General features: G+C 61.3%; 19 protein-coding genes. 4 read left to right on the top strand and 15 right to left on the bottom strand.

Annotated features, from left to right (window positions below):
* Window positions 1–569: 569 nt before the first annotated feature.
* From QMX97_RS26170 to minC, 4 genes are all read right to left on the bottom strand, one after another.
* Window positions 570–1,205 carry an RluA family pseudouridine synthase gene (locus QMX97_RS26170; protein ID WP_065903447.1) on the bottom strand — a complete coding sequence of 212 codons (636 nt, stop codon included), beginning with the start codon at window positions 1,203–1,205 and terminating at the stop codon, window positions 570–572.
* Between the two features lie 95 nt (window positions 1,206–1,300).
* Complete coding sequence (gene minE / locus QMX97_RS26165) at window positions 1,301–1,555, bottom strand: cell division topological specificity factor MinE (protein WP_003175252.1); 255 nt, start codon at window positions 1,553–1,555, stop codon at window positions 1,301–1,303.
* Window positions 1,556–1,558: 3 nt separating this feature from the next.
* Entirely contained in the window at window positions 1,559–2,371 is an 813-nt protein-coding gene (gene minD, locus QMX97_RS26160; RefSeq protein WP_003175251.1) for a septum site-determining protein MinD, read from the bottom strand.
* A gap of 201 nt (window positions 2,372–2,572) precedes the next feature.
* A complete protein-coding gene (gene minC / locus QMX97_RS26155) occupies window positions 2,573–3,310 on the bottom strand; it encodes a septum site-determining protein MinC (RefSeq protein ID WP_065903444.1) in 738 nt (245 codons plus the stop codon).
* 118 nt (window positions 3,311–3,428) lie between these two features.
* On the opposite strand from minC, the gene QMX97_RS26150 reads away from it, so the two are divergent.
* Entirely contained in the window at window positions 3,429–4,361 is a 933-nt protein-coding gene (locus QMX97_RS26150; RefSeq protein WP_282397860.1) for a lipid A biosynthesis lauroyl acyltransferase, read from the top strand.
* A gap of 84 nt (window positions 4,362–4,445) precedes the next feature.
* A complete protein-coding gene (locus QMX97_RS26145) occupies window positions 4,446–5,594 on the top strand; it encodes a patatin-like phospholipase family protein (protein WP_120449305.1) in 1,149 nt (382 codons plus the stop codon).
* A 110-nt stretch (window positions 5,595–5,704) separates the two neighbouring features.
* Here QMX97_RS26145 and QMX97_RS26140 read toward each other — a convergent pair whose 3' ends face one another.
* From QMX97_RS26140 to puuE, 8 genes are all read right to left on the bottom strand, one after another.
* Window positions 5,705–6,490, bottom strand: a complete 786-nt coding sequence (locus QMX97_RS26140) for an outer membrane protein OmpK (RefSeq protein ID WP_065903436.1) — start codon at window positions 6,488–6,490, stop codon at window positions 5,705–5,707.
* Window positions 6,491–6,513: 23 nt separating this feature from the next.
* On the bottom strand, window positions 6,514–6,882 hold the full coding sequence (locus tag QMX97_RS26135) for a hypothetical protein (RefSeq protein WP_141697272.1): 369 nt from the start codon (window positions 6,880–6,882) through the stop codon (window positions 6,514–6,516).
* Window positions 6,883–6,926: 44 nt separating this feature from the next.
* Window positions 6,927–8,270, bottom strand: coding sequence for a nucleobase:cation symporter-2 family protein (locus QMX97_RS26130; protein WP_065903433.1), 1,344 nt, complete (start codon window positions 8,268–8,270; stop codon window positions 6,927–6,929).
* 109 nt (window positions 8,271–8,379) lie between these two features.
* Entirely contained in the window at window positions 8,380–9,687 is a 1,308-nt protein-coding gene (locus tag QMX97_RS26125; protein WP_065903429.1) for a urate hydroxylase PuuD, read from the bottom strand.
* 51 nt (window positions 9,688–9,738) lie between these two features.
* Window positions 9,739–10,242, bottom strand: coding sequence for an ureidoglycolate lyase (locus QMX97_RS26120; protein WP_027603915.1), 504 nt, complete (start codon window positions 10,240–10,242; stop codon window positions 9,739–9,741).
* Between the two features lie 137 nt (window positions 10,243–10,379).
* The gene (gene alc, locus QMX97_RS26115) at window positions 10,380–11,375 is read right to left on the bottom strand and encodes an allantoicase (RefSeq protein WP_065903426.1); all 996 of its coding nucleotides are present in this window, start codon (window positions 11,373–11,375) and stop codon (window positions 10,380–10,382) included.
* 81 nt (window positions 11,376–11,456) lie between these two features.
* A complete protein-coding gene (gene uraD / locus QMX97_RS26110) occupies window positions 11,457–11,972 on the bottom strand; it encodes a 2-oxo-4-hydroxy-4-carboxy-5-ureidoimidazoline decarboxylase (protein ID WP_065903423.1) in 516 nt (171 codons plus the stop codon).
* Window positions 11,969–12,895, bottom strand: a complete 927-nt coding sequence (puuE, locus tag QMX97_RS26105) for an allantoinase PuuE (protein WP_065903420.1) — start codon at window positions 12,893–12,895, stop codon at window positions 11,969–11,971. Before puuE ends, uraD begins: the two co-directional genes overlap by 4 nt.
* A 350-nt stretch (window positions 12,896–13,245) precedes the next feature.
* Between puuE and uraH the strand changes: the two genes are divergently transcribed.
* Window positions 13,246–13,629 carry a hydroxyisourate hydrolase gene (uraH, locus tag QMX97_RS26100; RefSeq protein WP_177343941.1) on the top strand — a complete coding sequence of 128 codons (384 nt, stop codon included), beginning with the start codon at window positions 13,246–13,248 and terminating at the stop codon, window positions 13,627–13,629.
* Between the two features lie 155 nt (window positions 13,630–13,784).
* Window positions 13,785–18,977 carry a DUF6543 domain-containing protein gene (locus QMX97_RS26095; protein WP_282397859.1) on the top strand — a complete coding sequence of 1,731 codons (5,193 nt, stop codon included), beginning with the start codon at window positions 13,785–13,787 and terminating at the stop codon, window positions 18,975–18,977.
* Here QMX97_RS26095 and QMX97_RS26090 read toward each other — a convergent pair.
* From QMX97_RS26090 to QMX97_RS26080, 3 genes are all read right to left on the bottom strand, one after another.
* The gene (locus QMX97_RS26090; RefSeq protein WP_065903413.1) at window positions 18,958–19,599 is read right to left on the bottom strand and encodes a LysE family translocator; all 642 of its coding nucleotides are present in this window, start codon (window positions 19,597–19,599) and stop codon (window positions 18,958–18,960) included. The genes QMX97_RS26095 and QMX97_RS26090 overlap by 20 nt on opposite strands.
* A 14-nt stretch (window positions 19,600–19,613) precedes the next feature.
* Complete coding sequence (locus QMX97_RS26085; RefSeq protein WP_120449300.1) at window positions 19,614–20,960, bottom strand: NCS2 family permease; 1,347 nt, start codon at window positions 20,958–20,960, stop codon at window positions 19,614–19,616.
* The coding region (locus QMX97_RS26080) for a hypothetical protein (RefSeq protein WP_282397858.1) at window positions 20,858–21,246 on the bottom strand (389 nt) is incomplete at its 5' end. The genes QMX97_RS26080 and QMX97_RS26085, both read right to left, overlap by 103 nt.

Here is a 21,246-nt window from a genome sequence, read left to right as displayed (position 1 = left end):
CTGCCTTCTTGAACATCACACAGAACCACTGTGGGAGCGGGCTTGCCTGCGATGGCTGTCTGTCAGTGAAAGATTTGAGGCTGACACACCGCCATCGCAGGCAAGCCAGCTCCCACATTTAGGCGGTGTAGTGGCTGGAATCTCAGCCGCCCGGTTCTTGCTCAATCCCAGCCACACAGCCGCCCCCCCTGTGGGAGCCGTCGAGCCCCAGCGAGGCCGCGAAGGCGGTGTGTCAGGCACAGAGGGGCTATCAGTGCCACCGCCTTCGCAGCCTCGCTAAAGCTCGACATCTCCCACAGTTGGGCGGTGTGGTGGCTGGAATCTCAGCCACATAGCGAAACCTAGCGGTCGCTGGGATCCAGCTCACCCAGCGACACTCTGCAGAAACTGCAATCAGCGAAACCCGGTGCCTGCTCAATCCCAGCCACACAGCCGCCCCCCTTGTGGGAGCCGTCGAGCCCCAGCGAGGCCGCGAAGGCGGTGTGTCAGGCACAGAAGGACTGTCAGTGCCGCCGCCTTTGTAGCCTCGCTAAAGCTCGACAGCTCTCACATTTGAGCGTGCATGCAGCTTAGAACGGTGCAGGGCACTCGAAGCGCACGCGTTCGCCGCTTTGCGGATGGGTGAAGCTCAACATGCTGGCGTGCAGGCACAGGCGTGGCCAGGCGGCCAGGGCTTGTTCGTGGGCGTAGAGCCCATCGCCGAGCAATGGATGCCCGATCGACAGCATGTGCACGCGCAACTGATGCGAACGCCCGGTGATCGGCGTCAGTTCGACGCGGCACCAGTCGCCGCAGCGCTCCAGCACCTTCCAGAAGGTCAGCGCGTGCTTGCCGAATTCGTGGTCGACCACGTGGCGTGGCTTGGTCGGCGGGTCGTAGCGCAGCGGCAAGTCGATGCTGCCGCTGTCCAGTTCCGGCTGGCCCCAGGCGAGGGCGGTGTAGGCCTTTTCGGTTTCGCGGTCGTGAAACTGACGGGACAGTTCGCGGTGCGTATCGGCGTCCCGGGCGAGCAGGATGATGCCCGAGGTTTCCCAGTCCAGGCGGTGGACAATGCGGGCTTCGGGGTAGCCGTTTTCCTGCAGGCGCGTGATCAGGCAGTCCTTGTTGTCGTCGGCGCGGCCAGGCACCGAGAGCAGCAGGGTCGGCTTGTTCACCACCAGGACAGCGTCGTCCTGGTGCAGGATATGAATAGTGGACAGCGGCATTAAACAGCCTCGTAACAAACGCCAACGGCGGCTCGCCCACCCGGCCCGTAAAACAGGTCAGGGTGAACGAGCCGCCGTGGCGGCCGCCTGTTCGATCAACGATCAGGCAGGGTGATATTGAGTTCCAGAATCGAGCAGCTGCCGTCATTTTCCAGGGCGACATGCACGTCATCGTTACCGATATTGACGTACTTGCGGATCACCTCGACCAGTTCCTTCTGCAAGGCCGGCAGGTAATCCGGAGTGCTGCGTTGGCCGCGTTCGTGCGCCACGATGATCTGTAGACGCTCTTTCGCTACCGACGCGGTACTTGGCTTTTTGTTGGCGCGAAAGAAGTCGAGAAATTTCATTGTTTAGTTGCCTCCAAAGATACGCTCGAAGAATCCCTTCTTCTTGACATCGAGGAAGCGATGTTCCACGGTCTTGCCCAGCAAGCGATCAACGGCATCGCTGTACGCCTGGCCGGCGTCGCTCTGGTCGTCGAGAATCACCGGCACGCCCTGGTTGGATGCCTTGAGCACCGCCTGGGATTCCGGGATCACGCCCAGCAGGGTCACGGCGAGGATTTCCTTGACGTCTTCAACGCCAAGCATTTCGCCATTGCTGACGCGCTCAGGGTTGTAGCGGGTCAGCAGCAGGTGTTCCTTGATCGGGTCCTGGCCTTCCTCGGCGCGCTTGGATTTGCTGGCCAGAAGGCCGAGCATGCGGTCCGAGTCACGTACCGAGGACACTTCCGGGTTGGTCACCACGATGGCTTCATCGGCAAAGTACATCGCCAGGTGAGCACCGGTTTCGATACCCGCCGGCGAATCACACACCACGTATTCGAAGGTTTCTTTCAGCTCGGCGAGGACTTTGCCCACGCCTTCTTTGGTCAGTGCATCCTTGTCACGGGTCTGGCTGGCGGCCAGCACGTACAGGTTCTCAAGGCGCTTGTCCTTGATCAGGGCCTGTTGCAGGTTGGCTTCGCCGTTCACCACGTTGACGAAGTCGTACACCACGCGGCGTTCGCAGCCCATGATGAGGTCGAGGTTACGCAAACCGACGTCGAAGTCGACGATGACTGTCTTGTGGCCGCGCAGAGCGAGGCCGGTACCGATAGCGGCGCTGGTGGTGGTCTTACCCACACCACCCTTGCCGGATGTAACCACGAGAATCTTGGCCAAGGTGTTTCACCCCTAAGGAAAAAGGACTTTTCAGTCCCTGAAAAACATCTCTTGGAACTCGCTGCAGGCGGGCAGCCCTAGTAGGAAAAAGATGTGGTTTCCGTAGGGGAAACGCCAACTTTCAATTATTCCTACGCAAGTCTTGCCGGTTTCGCTGTGCTATCAGAGTCTAGAGATGCTTGGAAAATGCGGCAGTATCCGTTAAAGACGGATGATGTTCAACACATCGCCCGACAGGCTGACCTGCACCCCGGCCCCCCACAGCGGATCACGGCGCAAATCTTCTGAAACCTTGTACTGGCCTGCGATGGACACTAGTTCAGCAGTCAACTGCTGGCAAAAAATACGCGCTTTGGTATCACCCTTGATGCCGGCGAGGGCACGTCCGCGCATCGGGCCGTATACATGGATATTGCCATCGGCGAGAAGTTCCGCCCCCGGACTGACCGAGGAGATCACCACCAGGTCGCCACCCTGGGCGTAAATTTGCTGCCCGCCGCGTACGGGCGAGGTGATGATCTTTGTAGGCTTGATCGTAGGCTCCGGAGGTTTTTCCGGTTTTTTCTTCACTTCGCCGACCAAAGGTTCAAGCGGACGCTCGCGCGCGCCGGATGGCGGCAGTACTGGCAGTTCAATGGCGATGGCGGCGGCGATGTCTTCGATACGGCTGGCGCGAATCGCCAGGGTACGCAGGCCATGGGATCGGCACACACGCATCAGGCCGGGCAGGTCAATCGAGCCTTGGCCAGCCGGCAATTTGTCCAGGGCCAGCACCAGCGGGGCATTGTTGAAGAAGTTCGGCGCCAGGGCGACCTTGGCGGCGAGCTGGCGATCCAGGGCGTCGAGGTCGTTGCGGGCGAGTTCCAGCACGGTGATGGCGAGCATGCTGCCTTTCAGCTGGAACACGGGATCTTGGTCTAGCGGTTCGGTTTGGCTCATGGTCGGCAAAAGCGGCTTGTCACGAAAAGTGTCGAGACTTATAACGAGAACACTCACTGGCCGCAAGCCGAGTCGAACCGTTGTAGAATGCGCGGCCCTGTCTTTACCGGAATCTGTAATGGATCGCCCGCGTTTTCGAGCTGTATTTTTTCACCCGCGTTTTTGGCTGTTATGGCTGGGACTCGGCCTGCTGTGGCTGGTCACCCAATTGCCGTACCGCGCGCTGCTGACCATTGGTCGCCTGCTGGGAGCGGGCATGTACCGGGTGGCCGGTGAACGTCGGCGTATCGCCGCGCGAAACCTGGAACTGTGCTTCCCGGAAAAATCCGCCAAGGAGCGTAAGCGCCTGCTCAAGGAAAACTTCGCCTCCACCGGCATCGCCTTCTTTGAAATGGCCATGAGCTGGTGGTGGTCGCGTCAGCGCCTGGCGCGCCTGGCCCACGTCGAAGGCCTTAAACACCTCAAGCAGGCCCAGCTGGATGGCAAGGGCGTGATCCTCATGGCCCTGCATTTCACTACGCTGGAAATCGGCGCGGCCCTGCTGGGGCAGAAACACACCATTGATGGCATGTACCGCGAGCACGGCAACCCGTTGTTCGACTACATCCAGCGCCGTGGTCGCGAGCGTCACAACCTCGATTCGCTGGCGGTCGAGCGTGAAGACGTGCGCGGCATGCTCAAGCTGCTGCGCGCCGGCCGCGCCATCTGGTACGCACCGGACCAGGACTACGGCGCCAAGCAAAGCGTGTTCGTGCCGTTGTTCGGCATCCAGGCCGCCACGGTGACCGCCACCAGCAAGTTTGCCCGCCTGGGCAAGGCGCTGGTGGTGCCGTTCACCCAGGAGCGCCTGGCGGACGGCAGCGGTTACCGCCTGGTGATCCACCCGCCGTTGACCGACTTCCCCGGCGAAAGCGATGAAGTCGATTGCCTGCGCATCAATCAGTGGGTCGAGGCCTCGGTACGAGAATGCCCCGAGCAATACCTGTGGACCCATCGCCGCTTCAAGAGCCGGCCACCAGGCGAGCCTAAACTGTACGAAAAACGTCGTTGATAAGAGCGTGTGGCGGCTGCGCAGTCCTCCGGGAGCAAGCGCCCTCGCCACAAAGAACGAGCTTTCCCCACACGGAGTGATGCGATGCGCCCAGCTGAACCGGTTACAGGCTTGATTCTTTCCGGCGGCGGGGCGCGAGCGGCGTATCAGGTGGGGGTATTGGCGGCGATTGCCGAGCTGTTACCGCCGGGAGCGCCGAACCCTTTTCCGGTGATCGTCGGCACCTCTGCCGGCGCGATCAATGCGGTGAGCCTGGCCAGTGGCGCAATGGACTTCACCGCCGCGGTCCAACGTCTTACCGTGTTCTGGCAGGGCTTTCGCAGCCATCGGGTGTTACGCAGCGACTGGCCGGGGGTAATTCGCCAGGCGAGCCGGTTCTTTATCCACAGCCTGCTGGGCATCGGCGCCCAGGTGCCGGTGGCGTTGCTCAATAGCGCGCCGCTGCGCGATTTGCTGCAGGAGCGGTTGAACCTGGACGGCATCGACGAAGCCATCCGCCACCAGCATTTGCATGCGGTCGCGGTGACGGCGTTCGGCTACGAATCCGGGCAGGCCGTGACCTTCTACCAGGGCGGCGGCACCATCGACGCGTGGTTGCGCCATCGGCGTATCGGCGTGCCGACGCAACTGACGGTTGAACACCTGCTGGCCAGTTCGGCGATCCCCTTGTTGTTTGCGCCGGTGAAACTCGACCAGGAATATTTCGGTGACGGCGCCGTACGGCAATCGGCGCCGATCAGCCCGGCCTTGCATCTGGGTGCGAGCCGAGTGCTGGTGGTCGGCGTCAGCGGTAACCCGCGGGGCAACGAGCCGTCGACGCAGCGCACCTACACCGGCCAGGAGCCGACGTTGGCGCAGATTGGCGGGCATATGCTCAACAGCACGTTCATTGACAGCCTGGAAAGTGATATTGAACTACTGGAGCGCTTGAACCAGTTCAGCCACGTGTTACCGGCGGATGCCGCGATACAGGGCCTGGCCCCGGTTGAAGTGCTGGTGATTGCACCCAGCCAGCCGATCGATGAAATCGCAGCACGTCATCGGCAGGAATTGCCGGCGGCATTGCGCTTGTTTCTACGCGGGCCGGGGGCGACCAAGACGAGCGGGGCGGGGGTGTTGAGCTACCTGCTGTTCGAGGCGGGGTACTGCAGCGAATTGATCGAGCTGGGCAGGAAGGATGCGTTGGCCAAGCGCGAGGAACTGTCGAGGTTCTTAGGCCTGTCACCGGTCTAAAAATGTGGGAGCTGGCTTGCCTGCGATAGCGGTGTGTCAGCCACCGAATCGCTGACTGATCCACCGCCTTCGCGAGCAAGCCCGCTCCCACATTTGTTTTGCAGTGTTATTTAGAAGTGGTACTTGACCAGGAAGCTCGCGGTGTCCTGGTTGGTCTTGAACGCGCCGGAATCCTCGATCCCGTACTTGTTCTTCCAGTAGTCGTATTCGAAACCTACGTACAACTGTTTGTCGCCCCAGTGCAGCGCCTTGCCCAGGTCATATTTGACCTGTGGGTTGAAGTGCAGGTTGGCGTGGTAAGTGCCGCGCGCGTTCTTGTCGTTGTCCGTCACCCAATCCATGAAGCCGTCGATGAGGATGTCGGAGTTGCCGACCGGCACGGTGTACGACCATACCGGGGTGATTTGCCAGACGCCGTCACCCGGGCGATTGCCTTCGGTCTGGCGCTGGTAGAAGTTCAACTGGAAGTAGTCGAAACCGGGGATGTTCAAATCAAAGCCTGGGCCGAGCAAGTACGACTCGTTGTCGCCTTCGCCGAACTCATAAGTGAAGGCCAGCAGGACATCCTTGATCGGGCCGAATGACAAGTCCTTGTCGAAAATCTTGCCAAACGACAGGCGCGGGCTGAACTCACCGTAATAAGTATTGGGGCCGACATTGCCGTCTTCCTTGCCGTTGTAAAAGATGCGGTCGAGGAAGAAGAAGTTGTCGCCGTACTTCCAGGCGTCGGCATGTTCGAATGTCACGGTTTGTTGGATCTGCGGGTTGACGGTAAAGCTCTTGCCCCACAAGTAAGTCAGGCTGTTGTTCTGCCACTGCAACAGATCACCGGCCACGGCCTGGCCACCGGCCAGCAGGGATCCCGCCAGCATCAGGCCTTTGAACATAGGTTTCATTCGGTTGCTCCCGAGTTAAAGTTTTATGGTTTTTCTTCTACGCAGGCGCTCTGGTGTGGCGCCTTTTGGTTCGCTGCAAAAATCGTCTGTTCGGTCAGCTTTAATGCTTTTAGCAAGAGCTGCGCCAAGGTGTTTAAAAAGCCAAAAAATCCCCGTCGGCTGCATCGGATGCAGTCGAATATCGAGAACTTTTGCGCACTTTGGCAGCAGACATTGGGCCGGGGTAAGTTGGCCTTGCAGTCAGCTTTTACATTGGCTGTTTTTTTTTGAGTCGATTCGAGCGGGCGCGGAGAATACTGGCTCCAAAGCCTTGGCTCAAGTGCGCCGTTACAGAGCGCATGGGGCAGGAATGGGGCACGGCGGGTGGCCGGCCCCGGGTGAATGGCGTGCATGGGGCTGTTTCCTGTTCGTTGTTATTGTTGTTTTAACGAAGGAATCAATGCGTGTGGGCGACGACAGGGCGTTCAGCCCCGCCGAGAATGTTGAACAATATGTTCAGCGACAACGCGCTGAGGGTGGCCATGGCGATCCCGCTGTGGGTAATCGGGCTCATCCACAGTGGCAGTTGCGCGAAGAACTCCGGGCGCACCACCGGGATCAGGCCCATGCCGATGCTCACCGCTACCAGCAACTGGTTGCGGCGGTCGGCAATGTCGGCTTCCTGGAGGATCTTGATACCGGTGGCCGCGACCATGCCGAACATGGCAATCGCCGCGCCGCCGAGGACCGCCGGTGGAATCGACGCCACCAGGAACGCGGCCTTGGGCAACAGGCTGAGCACGATCAGGAAAGCGCCGGCCATCATGGTCACCGAGCGGCAACGCACGCCGGTCATCTGCACCAGGCCGATGTTCTGCGCGAACGAGGAGTGGGTAAAGGTATTGAAGAAACCGGCGAAGAATGACGCGCCGGCATCACACAACAGGCCGCGGCGCAGCATCTTCGGCGTGACGTCCTGGCCGGTGATCTTCCCCAGTGCGAGGAACATCCCGGTGGATTCGACGAAAATGATCACCACCACCAGGCACATCGACAGGATCGGCGCCAGCTCGAACTTGGGCATGCCGAAATGCAGCGGCGTCACCACTTGCACCCACGGCGCCTGGGCCAGGCCGGCGAGGTCGACCATGCCGATGGCGCCGCACAAGGCGTACCCCAGGCCCATGCCGATCAGCACTGAGATATTGACCCAGAAACCGCGCATGAAGCGGTTGATCAACAAAATGGTGGCCAGCACCAGGGCGGCAATTGCCAGGTAGATCGGCGAGCCGAAGGTGGCCGCTGCACTGCCGCCACCGGCCCAGTTCACGGCCACCGGAAACAGCGACAGGCCGATCGCGGTGATCACTGTGCCGGTCACCAGCGGCGGGAAGAAACGCACGACCTTGGACATGAACGGCGCGATCAACAGGCCGAAGAAGCCGGCGGCGATGGTCGCGCCGAAGATTCCCTGCAGACCGATGCCGGGCATGCCGGCCATCGCGACCATGCTGCCCACGGCGGCGAAACTGGCGCCCATCATCACCGGCATGCGAATGCCCACCGGGCCGATGCCGAACGACTGCACCAGGGTGGCGATACCGGCCACCAGCAGGTCGGCGTTGATCAGAAAGGCGATTTCTTCACGGCTCAGGCCGGCGGCCTGGCCAATGATCAGGGGGACGGCGACGGCGCCACCGTACATCAGCAAGACGTGTTGCAGGCCTACCAGAATCAGTTGCAAGAGGGGCAGCCGCTCCATCGCGGGCGCGGCAGGGATCTGCGGTTCTAACTGGGACATGCAACACCTCGGATCTTTTTTATTTTTGTGTTGTTTGGCATTCAATTGCCGGGCGGAACTCAATCTTCAAAACACCCATGGTCTCAATTGTGGGAGCCTTGTAAGTCTGTCAGTTGGTACGCGCCCCCTGATTGATCCATGTGCCAATCAAGTCACGCTCCTGCTGGGTCATCTGGGTGATGTTGCCCAGCGGCATGATCTGGCTCGCCACGGCTTGCGCTTGAATGCGCGCCGCCTGCTGCTGGATCTGCGCCGGGGTATCGAACATCACCCCGGCCGGCGCGGTGCTGAACAGGGGGCTGGTGGGCTTGGCCGAATGGCACACGGCGCAGCGTTCCTGGATCACCCCGTGCACCTTGTCGAAATCAATCGTCGCCTGGGCCGGCGCAGGTGCAGGTTCTGCGGCTGGCGCGGCTGGAGCGGCAGGGGCTGCGGGCTTCAAGCCACCGCCCAAGGCGGTTTCCGGCAGCGGCTGGTACTCGATCGCCGCCGGTGCCTTGGCCACGTCCGGAGCGGTCGCAACGGGCTTGGGCCCGGTCACATACGCCAGGCAAATCATCGCCAAGGCGCCCACCGGCAAGGTCCACGCGTACTTCTGGCTGTTGTGGCGGGTGTTGAAGTAATGCCGCACCAGCACTGCCGCCACCGCGATCCCGGCCAGGATCAGCCAGTTGTACTGGCTGCCGTAGGTGCTCGGGAAGTGGTTGCTGATCATGATGAACAGCACGGGCAGGGTGAAGTAGTTGTTGTGGCGTGAACGCAGCAAGCCCTTGGCCGGCAGGGCCGGATCCGGCGTGCGGTTCTCGGCGATTGCCGCCACCAGCGCGCGTTGCGCCGGCATGATGATGCGGAACACGTTACCGACCATGATGGTGCCGATCACGGCGCCCACGTGCAGGTACGCGCCACGGCCACTGAACACTTTGCTGAAGCCGTACGCGGCGGCAATCAACAGCACGAACAGAATGAAGCCGAGCAGGGCAGGGCGCTTGCCCAGGGCCGAGTCGCAGAGGAAGGAGTAGATGAACCAGCCGACGAACAGTGAGCCGATGCCCAGCAGCACGCCTTCCGGACCACTGAGGCTGCTGCCCGGGGCCAGCAGGTACAAGGTCGGGTTGGAGTAGAACACCACGCACAGCAGCGCAATGCCTGACATCCAGGTGAAATAGGCTTCCCATTTGAACCAGTGCAGGTTGTCCGGCATGGTCGGCGGGGCCAGTTTGTATTTTTCCAGGTGGTAGATACCGCCACCGTGGATCGCCCACAAGTCACCGGCCAGGCCGTCCTTGGGGTTGACGCGGTTGAGGTTGTTTTCCAGCCAGACGAAGTAGAACGAAGCGCCGATCCAGGCGACGCCAGTGATCATGTGAACCCAGCGCACGCTAAGGTTCAGCCATTCCAACAGATGTGCTTCCACAGTCTTTACCTCTCGCCTGTCACCCTTGTTGTCGGGTGATCCGGCCTTCTCTTATTGGTGGGGGGCGAGGATCAATCGCTCATCCTCTTTGAAGAAATGCTCATCGCAGTTATTGCCTGTGCCACTGCGATCAACCACCAGGAAGTCATCCCGCTTTTCGATCGTCAGCACCGGGTGGTGCCAGACGCCGCGATGGTAATTGATGCCCTGCCTGCCGTTGGTGACGAAGGCGCGGACCAAGCCTGATACAGGTGCATCGCCAAGTGGCGCGACCACGATCAGAAAGGGGTTGCCGAGCAGCGGGATGAAAGCCTGGCTGCCCAGCGGGTGTCTCTCCAGCATGCACACGGTCAGCGGCATATCCAGCGCGTCGGCGCGGAAGATGCTGATGATCGCGTTGTCTTCAGGCTGCGCGGTTTCTACCGTTGCCAGCTTGTGAAAGCGCATGGTCGACCCGTTGTTGATCATGAAGTGATCGCTGCCATCGGTTTCGATAACGTCTCCGAAAGGGGCGAAGGCTTCTTTGGTCAGGGGTTCGATCATCAGTGTGCGCATGGCTGTCTTCTTAATCTTGTCTATGGATCGTTCCCACGCTCTGCGTGGGAACACCGCCCCGGACGCTCTGCGTCCGCTCTTGTGACGCAGAGCGTCACGGAATGCGTTCCCACGCGGAGCGTGGGAACGATCGGGTGTTACTTCGCGACCTTGCCGAGAACGCGCAGGCGGCTCACACCGCCATCCGGGAACACGTTCAGGCGGATGTGGGTAATCGGGCCCAGTGCCTTGATCTGTTCGGCGAAGGTGTGTTCGGCGTGCATTTCCAGTTTCTGTGCCGGCAGCAGTTCGCGCCAGAACAGCGATTGGGTTTCGATCTGGCTGTCGGTGCCGCCCTTCACGAAGGCGCCCTGGATCGAGCAGGTGTCCGGGTAGTTGCCCTTGAAGTGCAGGGTGTCGACGATGATCTTCTCGATCTCGCCCGGGTGACCCAGCGCGACGATCACCCAGTCATTGCCTGGCGTGCGACGACGTGCGGTTTCCCAGCCGTCGCCCATGTTGATGCCACGGCCCGGGTTGAGGATGTTGCTCATGCGGCCGAAGTGTTCATCGGAGCACGCCAGGGCGCGACCGCCATTCAACGCGGCAGCCAGGTCGACCTGTTCGTTGTCGCCGATTGCGGACCAGTCGCGGAACGGCACGCCGTACACACGCAGGCGGGCCACGCCGCCATCCGGGTAGATGTTGAAGCGCAGGTGGCTGAACGCCTGGTCGTTGCTGATTTCGTGGTAGTGGTGGCTGTTGCCCTGCAGCTCGACGGCCGACAGCACTTCCACCCACTGGGTATTGTCATCCGGCTCGCCCGAGGCCAGGAAGCAGGCTTCCAGCGAGGCCGATGGCGGGAAGTTGCCGGTGAAGAATGAAGTGTCGATGTCCACGCCCTTGATCGAGCCCGGTACGCCCAGGCGGATCACCGCGCTGTCGTAGCCTTCGAAGCGCTTGCGGCGCGACTCCCAGCCGTCCATCCACTTGCCGTTGTCATCGAAAACGCCCTCCTTCCACACGGCCGGGGTAGGCTGGAACAGGCGGTTGGCGTCGGCGAACCAGTCATCGGTGACGGAGATGATCTTGGTGCCCAGGCGGGCGTCGGCCAGGTTGACGAACTTCTCGAAAGGTACGGCGTAAGCTTTCATTCTTCTTGTCTGCCTTAAATAGAGTGGCTTGGGATGCTCGCCAGGCCCTGGGCGTTCATGAACCGCTCGGGCCAGGTCTGCTTAAAGAGTCAGTAATCGGAACAACGCGATCTTGTTGATCTCGTCCAGCGCGCACTTGAACTCGGTGTCCACCGAGTTGTGGATGCGCGTTTCGAACGCGGCGAGGATCTGATGCCGGTTGCTGCCTTTTACCGCCATGATGAAGGGAAACTTGAACTTGGCCTTGTAGGCGTCGTTCAGCTCGGTGAAGCGCGAGAACTCTTCGGCCGTGCATTGGTGAATACCGGCGCCAGCCTGTTCATTGGTGCTGGCTTCGGTCAGTTGGCCCTGGACGGCGGCTTTGCCGGCCAGGTCCGGGTGAGCGTTGATCAACGCCAGTTGGCTGGCATGATCGGCACTCAACAGGATGTCGCTCATGCGCTGGTGCAGGGTTTCGATCTGGTCGATCGAGGTGTCCTGTCCCAGGTCGTAGGCCTTTTCGGCCACCCATGGCGAATGTTCGTAGATGTCGGCAAAGGCTGCGACGAAAGCGTCGCGGCTCAAGGTCGAGGGTTTCAATGTCTTAAACGCAGTCATTTCGCAGCTCCCGTGTACGGGTGGGTTGCTTGCCAGTGACGGGCGATATCGACGCGGCGGGTGAACCACACCTGTTCGTGGCTTTTGGCGTATTCGATAAAGCGCTTCAACGAAGCCAGGCGCGCCGGGCGGCCGATCAGGCGGCAGTGCAGGCCGATCGAAAGCATTTTCGGCGCCTCGGCGCCTTCGGCGTAGAGCACGTCGAAGGCATCCTTGAGGTACTCGAAAAAGTCATCGCCCTTGTTGAAACCCTGCACCTGGGTAAAGCGCATGTCGTTGGTGTCCAGGGTATAGGGGATCACCAGGTGCGGCTTGCCGGTCGGATTGTTGGGTTCCCAGTAGGGCAGGTCGTCGTCGTAGGTGTCGCAGTCATACAGGAAGCCGCCTTCCTCCATCACCAGCCGCCGCGTGTTGGGGCCGGTGCGCCCGGTGTACCAGCCCAGTGGGCGTTCGCCGGTCAGTTCGGTGAGGATGCGGATGGCTTCGAGCATGTGCTCGCGCTCCTGGGCCTCGTCCATGTACTGGTAGTCGATCCAGCGATAGCCGTGGCTGCAGATCTCGTGGCCGGCCTCGACCATCGCGCGGATCACATCCGGGTGGCGCTGGGCGGCCATGGCTACGGCGAAGATGGTCAGCGGGATATCGAATTGCTTGAACAGCTTGAGGATGCGCCACACGCCGGCACGGCTGCCGTACTCGTACAGCGACTCCATGCTCATGTTGCGTTCGCCCTGCAGCGGCTGGGCCGAGACCATTTCCGAAAGGAAGGCTTCAGACTCTTTGTCGCCGTGCAAAATGTTGCGCTCGCCGCCTTCTTCGTAGTTGAGTACGAACGACAAAGCGATGCGCGCCTTGCCCGGCCAGTGGGGGTGAGGAGGGTTACTGCCGTAACCGATCAGGTCGCGTGGGTAGTCAGCGCTCACTGCAGTCTTCCTTCTTGTTCGTGGTAGCAAGTGTGTGGCGGCCAGCGGAAAGACTGGGTGGCGTCACAGCGATGGGCTGATTGTATACAACTTGATAGTCACTTTGTAAGCCTGTATTTCCGCATTTTTTCTCGGCGGTTGCTGCAGCTTAACACTGCAAGAAACTTGCCCGGTTGGTCAGTAAATGGATAAAAGGTCGTTTAAAAGCAAGGGGTGTTGAGTTTTTGAGCTTGGGGCGTGTGCCAGCAGGGGTGTCAGAAACTTTGTGATTTTTATTGTGTACAATTTTTATTAAAAGTGTCTTAATCAGCTCAGCCACGACTTTTTCATGCCCCATAAGGGGGCGGCTTATTTCACTCAACGCAAGGGAGCCCCAACCCATGGGACGACTGACCACACACGTACTGGACGCAGCCCACGGCTGCCCAGGCAGCGCCATCCAGGTTGAGCTGTACCGCGTCGAAGGCGCGCAACTGGAGCTGGTCGCCACGGCCGTGACCAACAGCGACGGTCGCTGCGACGCGCCGCTGCTGCAAGGGGAGGATTACCGCAGTGGCGTCTACCAATTGCAATTCAGCGCCGGCGACTATTACCGCGCCCGCGGCGTGCAATTGCCACAGCCTGCGTTCCTCGATGTGGTGGTGCTGCGTTTTGGCATCAGTGCCGAACAGGACCACTACCACGTGCCCCTGCTGATTTCGCCTTACAGCTACTCCACCTATCGCGGTAGCTGAGTCGTCACCTCGCTTCACACCCCCAAAGCTCTTCGTTGGTTTTTCGCCCGCCCACACTGCGGGCTTTTTTTTGCCCGGGGCGCGTTCAATTATCTAGCGCCTTATCAGGGCGGGTGCTGCATAGGCTAGGTGTTTTCCTCGACGCAGATACCGCCGTGACCTTACCTGACGATTCCGATGTGCCTGACGACGATGCATGGCAGGCGATGCGTACTCAATTGACGCGGCGGATCAACGCCAGCCCCCATCCCAGCCTGCTGATCAACTGGCTCGCAGCCGCTGATCTGCGCAGTGCCGAGTCAGCCAGATTACGCTCGCGCCTGATCCTCGGAGCGCCCAGGGTCTTGCGGGTCATTCGCGCCGAGTTGCGCAAGGCCTTTGACCTGGACCCGGACAAGCTGCTGCTCACCGAGCCCAGGCCGCCTGCCGCCGCGCAAAAAGTCGAGAGCCTGACCGACCGCACGCTGCGCCTGTTGGTGCTGCCTTCGGTGCCGATCAATCTCAACCAGTACACCACCCTGAGCCTCAAGGACGATCCCGCCCGCGTTCTGCCGTTTACCCCGCTGGAGGCGTTGCAGCGGGTGATTGCCCTGAACCTGTTTGGGCGGCTTGCCCAGGCATACAGCGACTATTGGCAGGCGCTGGTGCCGGGATCGTGGCTGACGCGCCAGGAGCGCTGGACCCAGTTGCACCAGCAGGCGTTCGCCGACCAGGCTTTTGTGGCCTGGCAACTGGACGAGTTATCGAGTGCAGGGCGGGCCATGGTCCAGGCGCTGGTGGATGCGCCGACGGCGCAGGCGCGGCAACGCGCGGGCGAACCGTGGGCCAGCCTCAAGGTCAGTCAGTTGATGTGGCCGGGTGTGGGCCCGCGACTGATGCCCATTCCCGGTGCGCTGCATATTCATCGCGCGGATGACCCTGCGCAGTCGCCGCACGTGATGTACCTGCCAGGGTTGACGCGCAACTATTACGAGTACCGCTCATTCAGCCAATTGCAGTGCGGCCTGGTGGCGCTGATCCAGGGGACGTCACTGGATGAGCTGTGGCAGTGCCTGCCCTTGCGGCGTCGGCACCCGGTGTGTCCGGCGCAAATGACCGCCGCAGCGGTGTGGCAAGGTTCAGCGGTGAAGAGCGATGTGTTTGTGCTCAGCGCCCAGGCGATGCTGGAGAGCCAATGGGAAAATGAGTTGGCGTGCGCGGTGTCGATCAACCTGGCGCAGGTCTTTGCCGGTGCGCGACAGCCTCCAGTGACCGACGCCGGCCGCTATCTCGCCGACGTCGAGCGCGGCCGAACACATTGGGTGGGCACGCCACGGTTGGGGAGTATGCGCCAGCCATTGCAGGCCTGGGACCGGCATCGACGGCGTCACGAGATCATTTTCGCCAGTACGGCGCCGTGGCTGGCGATGGACACTGCGCTGCACCAAGTCAAACGCTACGAAAAAGGCCTGATGAAACTGCTGAACCCGCAGGACCCTGTGGAATATACCCAAGCCTTGCGGGATTTCGTGACGCTTGAAGCGCAACTCAAGGCTACCGCGGACACCTTGTCCGCGCTGGTGCAGGGGGCGCAACTGCAGCTGTTCGACGTGGCGTTCTGGAAGGCAAAACCCGACGGTGAACGCCATCGCCTGGCCTCTGTCCTCCAACTCTGGACCGATTGGCTGCGTGGCGAAATCGAGTTGCAGCACCGACTCAAGTTGGTCCGCACGGTCCACCGCGACCTGCTGCTCGAAGTGCTGGATACGCCGCTGGCCAGCAAACGGGCAGACAGCGAGGCCTGCGTGCTGTCGGTTCTGGTGGGGGCTGGACCCGATACCGATTCTCCGTTGCACAGCCTGTTTGCGGTGACCCGCAAGGCGGCGCTCAGTGATCCCGAGCGGCGCGAACCGGCGGTGCTGTGTGCGTTCGGGCGAGACGGCGGCGTGACGGTATTTGACAGCCTTGGCGCATTATCCGTGGGGATCAGGGCCAGCCTTGGCAGCCGAGATGAATCGGTGCTGGGGCGCTACGTCGAGCGACCCAAACGCCAAAGTGTGCGTGAGCAGGCTGCCGACCAAACCCTCGCGGTGCGTTATCAAATCATCGAGGGTAACCCCGTGCTGCTGGCGCTCAAACGGCTGCTCAAAGGTTACCTGTCCCTGCAGCGCGGCCTCGATGGCGGCGCCCGTGTATTCAGTGAAACCGCGGATATTGCCTTGAGTCGCCTGCTGCTGGCGGTCGAACTGGAGCAGCATCTGCATGCGCCGGTCAGCGATGCGCTGATCCAGGCGCAGGTGCATGTGGCGCTGGTGCGCAAGGCTGCGAGCGCGAAGAAAAAACTGCCGTCCTGGCTGGGCGAGGCGAGCGTGGCGCAGCGCAAGCGCTTCAAGCACCTGCTGCGCCACTCCCTGGGCAGCGTGCTGGCGTTTGAAGAACACCTTAAACAGCGGCTGCCGGATCTGCACACCTATGCCCGTGAACGGTTGATTGCGCGCTTACGCGAGGACGGCCTGTTCCCGCAACTGGATATCGACACACCGTTTATCGACATGCCCGACCACGTCGACGGCAAGGTCTGTGGTTGGGAAAGCAGTTGTACAGTGGGCGATCGCAAGGAAGTCCTGACGCCCAGCCCCGAGCGTTCGCGGTTCAGCCTGCTGCAGTTGGCGCTGCATAACCTCGACCCGCAGATGATGCCCACGTGGTGGCGTTTCAAGTACGCCGAGTACCTCAAACCCGCGTGGAAGCAGCAACTGAGCGCGGACTACTTGATCAATATGGTGTTCTCGCTGGATATCGGCGGGCGCTACGCGGTATTGATCGACAGTGTGTTTTATTCGCCCGGTACCGACATGCGTGTGCCACAACTCTTGAGACGCGTCTTGCGGGCAGGTGCCGACGCAGATCTGTATTCGGCGGTTCGACGCGGGTTGACGCTGGAGGCGCAGCGCTTTTTCAACACCGCCATGAACGCACGCATTCCTCAGGATTTGCTGGAACATGGCGATCAATTGCAGCTGTACATCGTGCATCTGGTGGCCCATACCCTGCAGCATGATCGTTATTGCGCGGGCATCCTGGTGATTCATGACCGGCTTTCCCAACGTTGCGTGGTTTACTGGCCCGCCGCGCCGGATGGCATGAGCCTCAGTGAGCACGCCAACCTGCAAGCGGCCCAGGAACACCTGAACCGTCACTGGGCATCGCCTGATCACGTCAGCGCACTGGCACGGCACATTGCACCCGGCTGGGCGTTCGAAGCCATCAACGCGCATCCTGGGCAAACACACGCGACGTCCTTCGACCCCGCCGACTTGCGCCCTGACTACGCCCTGGTGAATGGGTTCTGGCGCGGCGTCGAGTTTGTTCGCTCGTTCTCCGTCAAACACCTGGTGCCCACTGCACTGTTCGAGGACATTGAAAAACAGATCCTCGAGCAGATTGCCAGTGACCCGCAGCACTGGCTGGCCTTGGTGCCCACCTCACACAGTGATGCCAGGGCGCTCCTGTATCAGGCGAGGGCGATTGATCTGCACCGTCAGGCACAGGCCGGCAGTCAGTCGCGCAAAAGTCTGGAGACCTACCGCGAGCAGCGCCTGGAGGCCGAGGCGGATAGCCGAGGGCGGGCCTTGCTGTCGATTGTCCTGCCGTTTTTTGGCTTGGGTAACCAGTTGTATGAGCTGCTGCTGACCGCGCGACACTATCACCGCACGGGTGATCCTCGGGTTGCGGTGGACGTGGCGTTTGGCACGGTATTTTTGGCGATAGACCTGTTGCTGAGCTTTGTGCCCGGTCCAAAGGTGAAGGCGGGCGCGGTGGTTCGCCCGATGACGCGGTCGATAGGTGCAAGCCTGGGACGGATCCATCGTTCAACCCTCGCGCAGTTTGGTCGGCCCCTCAACCTGCCGCGATCGTCCCCGGCAGTCGCGCGGCTCAAGCCCTTGGAACGGTTTCGCGCCCCGGGCAGGCCGCACAACGCGGTGGTGTTGCAGGGGCCCGGGGAAAAGGGTCTCTACGTGCGGCGCGGCGAGCACTTCTTGGTGGAAGACACGCACCATTACCCGGTTTACCGCCGTGAGGGCGAAGCGTTTTTCCGCCTGCAAAACAGCGACGCGCCGGGAACAGATGAGCTGATCCTGACGATTTATTCGCCCAAGGAATGGCTGCTGGGGGCGGATGCGCCCATGGCCGGTCCGAGTTCCGCGCTACTCAGTCCGTGGCAAGCGGTGCAGCCGCCGAGTTGGCGCCCGCCCAGCGTGCGCATCGCCACGCACAACCGGATCCGCCAGTCATCCGCACCGGCCGATCACTGGTTCAGTTGGCGTGCACCCGCACCTGACGCGCAGTCGCTGGCTTCCGTGGCTTCAGGGGTATTCCATGTGCCGCTGGAACCGCCAGGATTTCCCTATGACCTCATTTACGTGGGCCGCCGCTATGACACGCCCACACAATCGGCGGCGGGTTATTACCGGTTGCTCCACCAAGGCGATCACGCGCCGCTGAGCGAGTTCGTGTTTATCGGCAAACACGAGCCACTGGTTTCCAGGGTCAGCGTGGACATTGAACGATGGACCACCACCGCGCTGGGTGAGCAACCGCTGCCGGCGACGCGTACCGCCACCGGTGAGTGGCAGCTCCATGCCCCTCTGTTCACTGGGCCGCCGGAGGCAGAGGTCGGCAGGGCGTTCCCAGGGCTGACGCGTCACAGCCGCAAGTTTGCAGTGGCCCGGGTGCTTGAGCTTTCGGACTCCTCTCGCTCGGCAACGGCCAGCCATTTGCTCAACCTGCGGGCGACGTTAGACGATTGGATGACCCCCAATCCGGTGAGGCCCGGTCAGACGGATGATTTGCTGAGGATGCTGCGGCCTGTGCAAAGGAAGCCGACGTCAGTGTTCATTGGTTACGAAGGCAAGACCCCAGGCTTTACGCGTGTCGACTTCAGGCCCCCTGTGGCGTTGGATGCGCGGCTGCGGTCCGGTGACATGTCGTTGGCGATTGAGAGAAGAACCGCCCAACGCGCGGCTGTCAGGTCAGTGCTCGAGCAGCAGGGTTTCAGCCTTCACGAATGGCAGGTAAGGCGAGGGCATGTTCCGATGCATGAACTGGTGGCGACGCATCCACGTTCAAGCCAGCTGTATTACATGACCTATCAGTGGCTTGAGCGAGGGAGCGTTCAGTTGAATATGCGCCTGACTGATGGCTGGGTGAATACGGCCATCAACGCGCATCAGGATTCAGTCGTGGCTGCCATGGTCCGAAGCGCCATGAGGGAGCAGCGCCTCGTTCCGATCGTCACCGGCATTCAATGGCCCAGCCAGGGCAATCTGCCGCCAACGGTTTATTTCGTCAAAGTGAAACCATTCTAGCCTTGATCAGCGAAGCCACGCCGGCACTGCCGAACAGGGCGGCGCTGACGCGGTTGAACCAGCTTTGACCGCTGCCACTGCGCAGGTACCGCGCAGCACCATGGGCGCCGAGGCCGTAGGCCAGCTTGCACAGCAGGTCGAGCAGGGTCCAGGTGGCGATCATGATCAGCAACTGCGGCAGGAAAGGTTGCTGGCTGCTCAGGAACTGCGGCAAAAAGGCGGCGAAAAACAGGATGTCCTTGGGGTTGCTGGCCCCCAGCACAAAAGCGCGCCCGAACAGCGCGCGAAAGCGTGGCACCGGCGCAGCCTGCGGCACTGTCGCGCCCTGGGATGGCTGGCGTGATTGCTGCCAGCTCTGCCAGGCGAGATAGAACAGGTACAGCGCGCCGACAATCTTCAGTGCGCTGAACAGGTTTTCCGACGCGAGCAGCAATGCGCCCAGGCCCAGGGCCGACGCGCTCAACAGGCAGATCGAGGCGATCACCCCGCCGAGAAAGGCCGGGTATGAGCGACGCAGGCCGTAGTTCAGGCTGTTGCTGATCATCAGCAACGACAGCGGCCCCGGGATCAGGATCACTACCAGTGCAGCGCCACTGAACAGCAGCCAGGTTTCCAGACTCATTGCATGCTCCTTTTTTATAGAAAGACGAACTTGGCGATAAAGATCGCGCACAGCACCCACAGGCTCACGGAGATCTCGCGGTACTTGCCGGTGCCAGCCTTGAGCGCCACATAGGTGATAAAGCCCAGGGCGATCCCGTCGGCGACCGAGAAGGTCAGCGGCATCATGATCGCGGTCACGATGGCCGGGATGCTGTCGGTGGCTTCATCCCAATTGATATGGGCCATGCTCGCCATCATCAGCATCGCCACGTAAATCAGCGCACCCGCCGTGGCGTAGGCCGGGATCATGCCCGCCAGCGGCGCGAAAAACATCGCCGCCACGAACAGCACGCCGACCGTGACCGCGGTCAACCCGGTACGGCCACCGGCGGCAACTCCGGCAGCGCTTTCCACGTAGCTGGTCACCGGCGGTACACCGACCATGGCGCCGAACACACTGGAGGCACTGTCAGCCTTGAGGGCGCGGGACAGGTTATCGATCCTGCCGTCGGCATTGACCAGCCCGGCGCGTTGCGCAACGCCCATCAGTGTACCGGCGGTATCGAACATGTGCACAAAAAGAAAGGCAAATACCACACTTATCATGCTCACATTGAACACACCCTTCACGTCCATGGCCATCCAGGTCGGTGCCAGGCTTGGTGGGGTGGAAAGGATCCCGTTGTAATGCACCAGGCCCAGGCCCCAGCCGGCCAGGGTCACGGCGATGATGCTGATGAGGATCGCGCCGAATACGCGGTGATAGCTGAGGATCGCGATCAGCAGGAAACACACCGCCGCCAGCAGCGGCGCCGGCTCATGCAGCGAGCCGAGCTTGATCAGCGTGGCCGGGCTGTCGACGATGATCCCGGCGGTTTTCAGGCCGATCACCCCGAGGAACAGACCGACACCCGCGCCCATGGCGTGGCGCAGGCTGACCGGAATGCTGTTGAGCAGCCACTCGCGGATCCGGGAGAGCGTGAGGCCCATGAACAACACGCCGGAAATGAACACCGCACCCAGCGCGGTTTCCCAGTGATAGCCCATGGTGCCGACCACGGTGTAGGTGAAAAACGCGTTCAGGCCCATGCCCGGCGCCAGGCCTACCGGCCAGTTGGCGTACAGGCCCATCAACAGACAACCCAGCGCCGCGGCGATGCACGTGGCGACAAACGCCGCGCCATGATCGATGCCGGCGTCGGCCATGATGTTGGGGTTGACGAAGATGATGTAGGCCATGGTGATGAACGTGGTGAGGCCGGCGATCAGTTCGGTCTTCACTGTGGTGCCATGCAGGCGCAGTTTGAACAGGCGTTCCAGCCAGCCACTGCGTGCGGGTGAGAGATCCAGCGTTGGGGCTTCGGATTTGCGGCTTTCCACAGCGAGTACTCCTCAAGAGTTTTATTGTTATTTCCAGCGCCGGTCACGAAAGTGGGCAGCAGCGCTTTGAGGTGCTGGCGGGTTTTGTTGACCAATAGGTCAGGAACTCGCACGAAGCGAATTATGCTTTTGTATACAAATAAAGCAAATAATGTTTTCGATTGTTTGGGCGAAAGTCGATGGAAGGCCACGGCTGTGGTGTCTGGATAGGGGGGAGCCGCGGTTTTTTGTGAGTTGGGTTTATTGGAGTGAACCGGGCTTGTTGGGGGGAGCTGGGCTTGATGGG

Source organism: Pseudomonas sp. PS01298 (assembly GCF_029959745.1).
GTDB lineage: Bacteria > Pseudomonadota > Gammaproteobacteria > Pseudomonadales > Pseudomonadaceae > Aquipseudomonas > Aquipseudomonas aylmerensis.
Note: the sequence above shows the minus strand (reverse complement) of the source record. Positions and strands in the feature narration are given on the sequence as shown.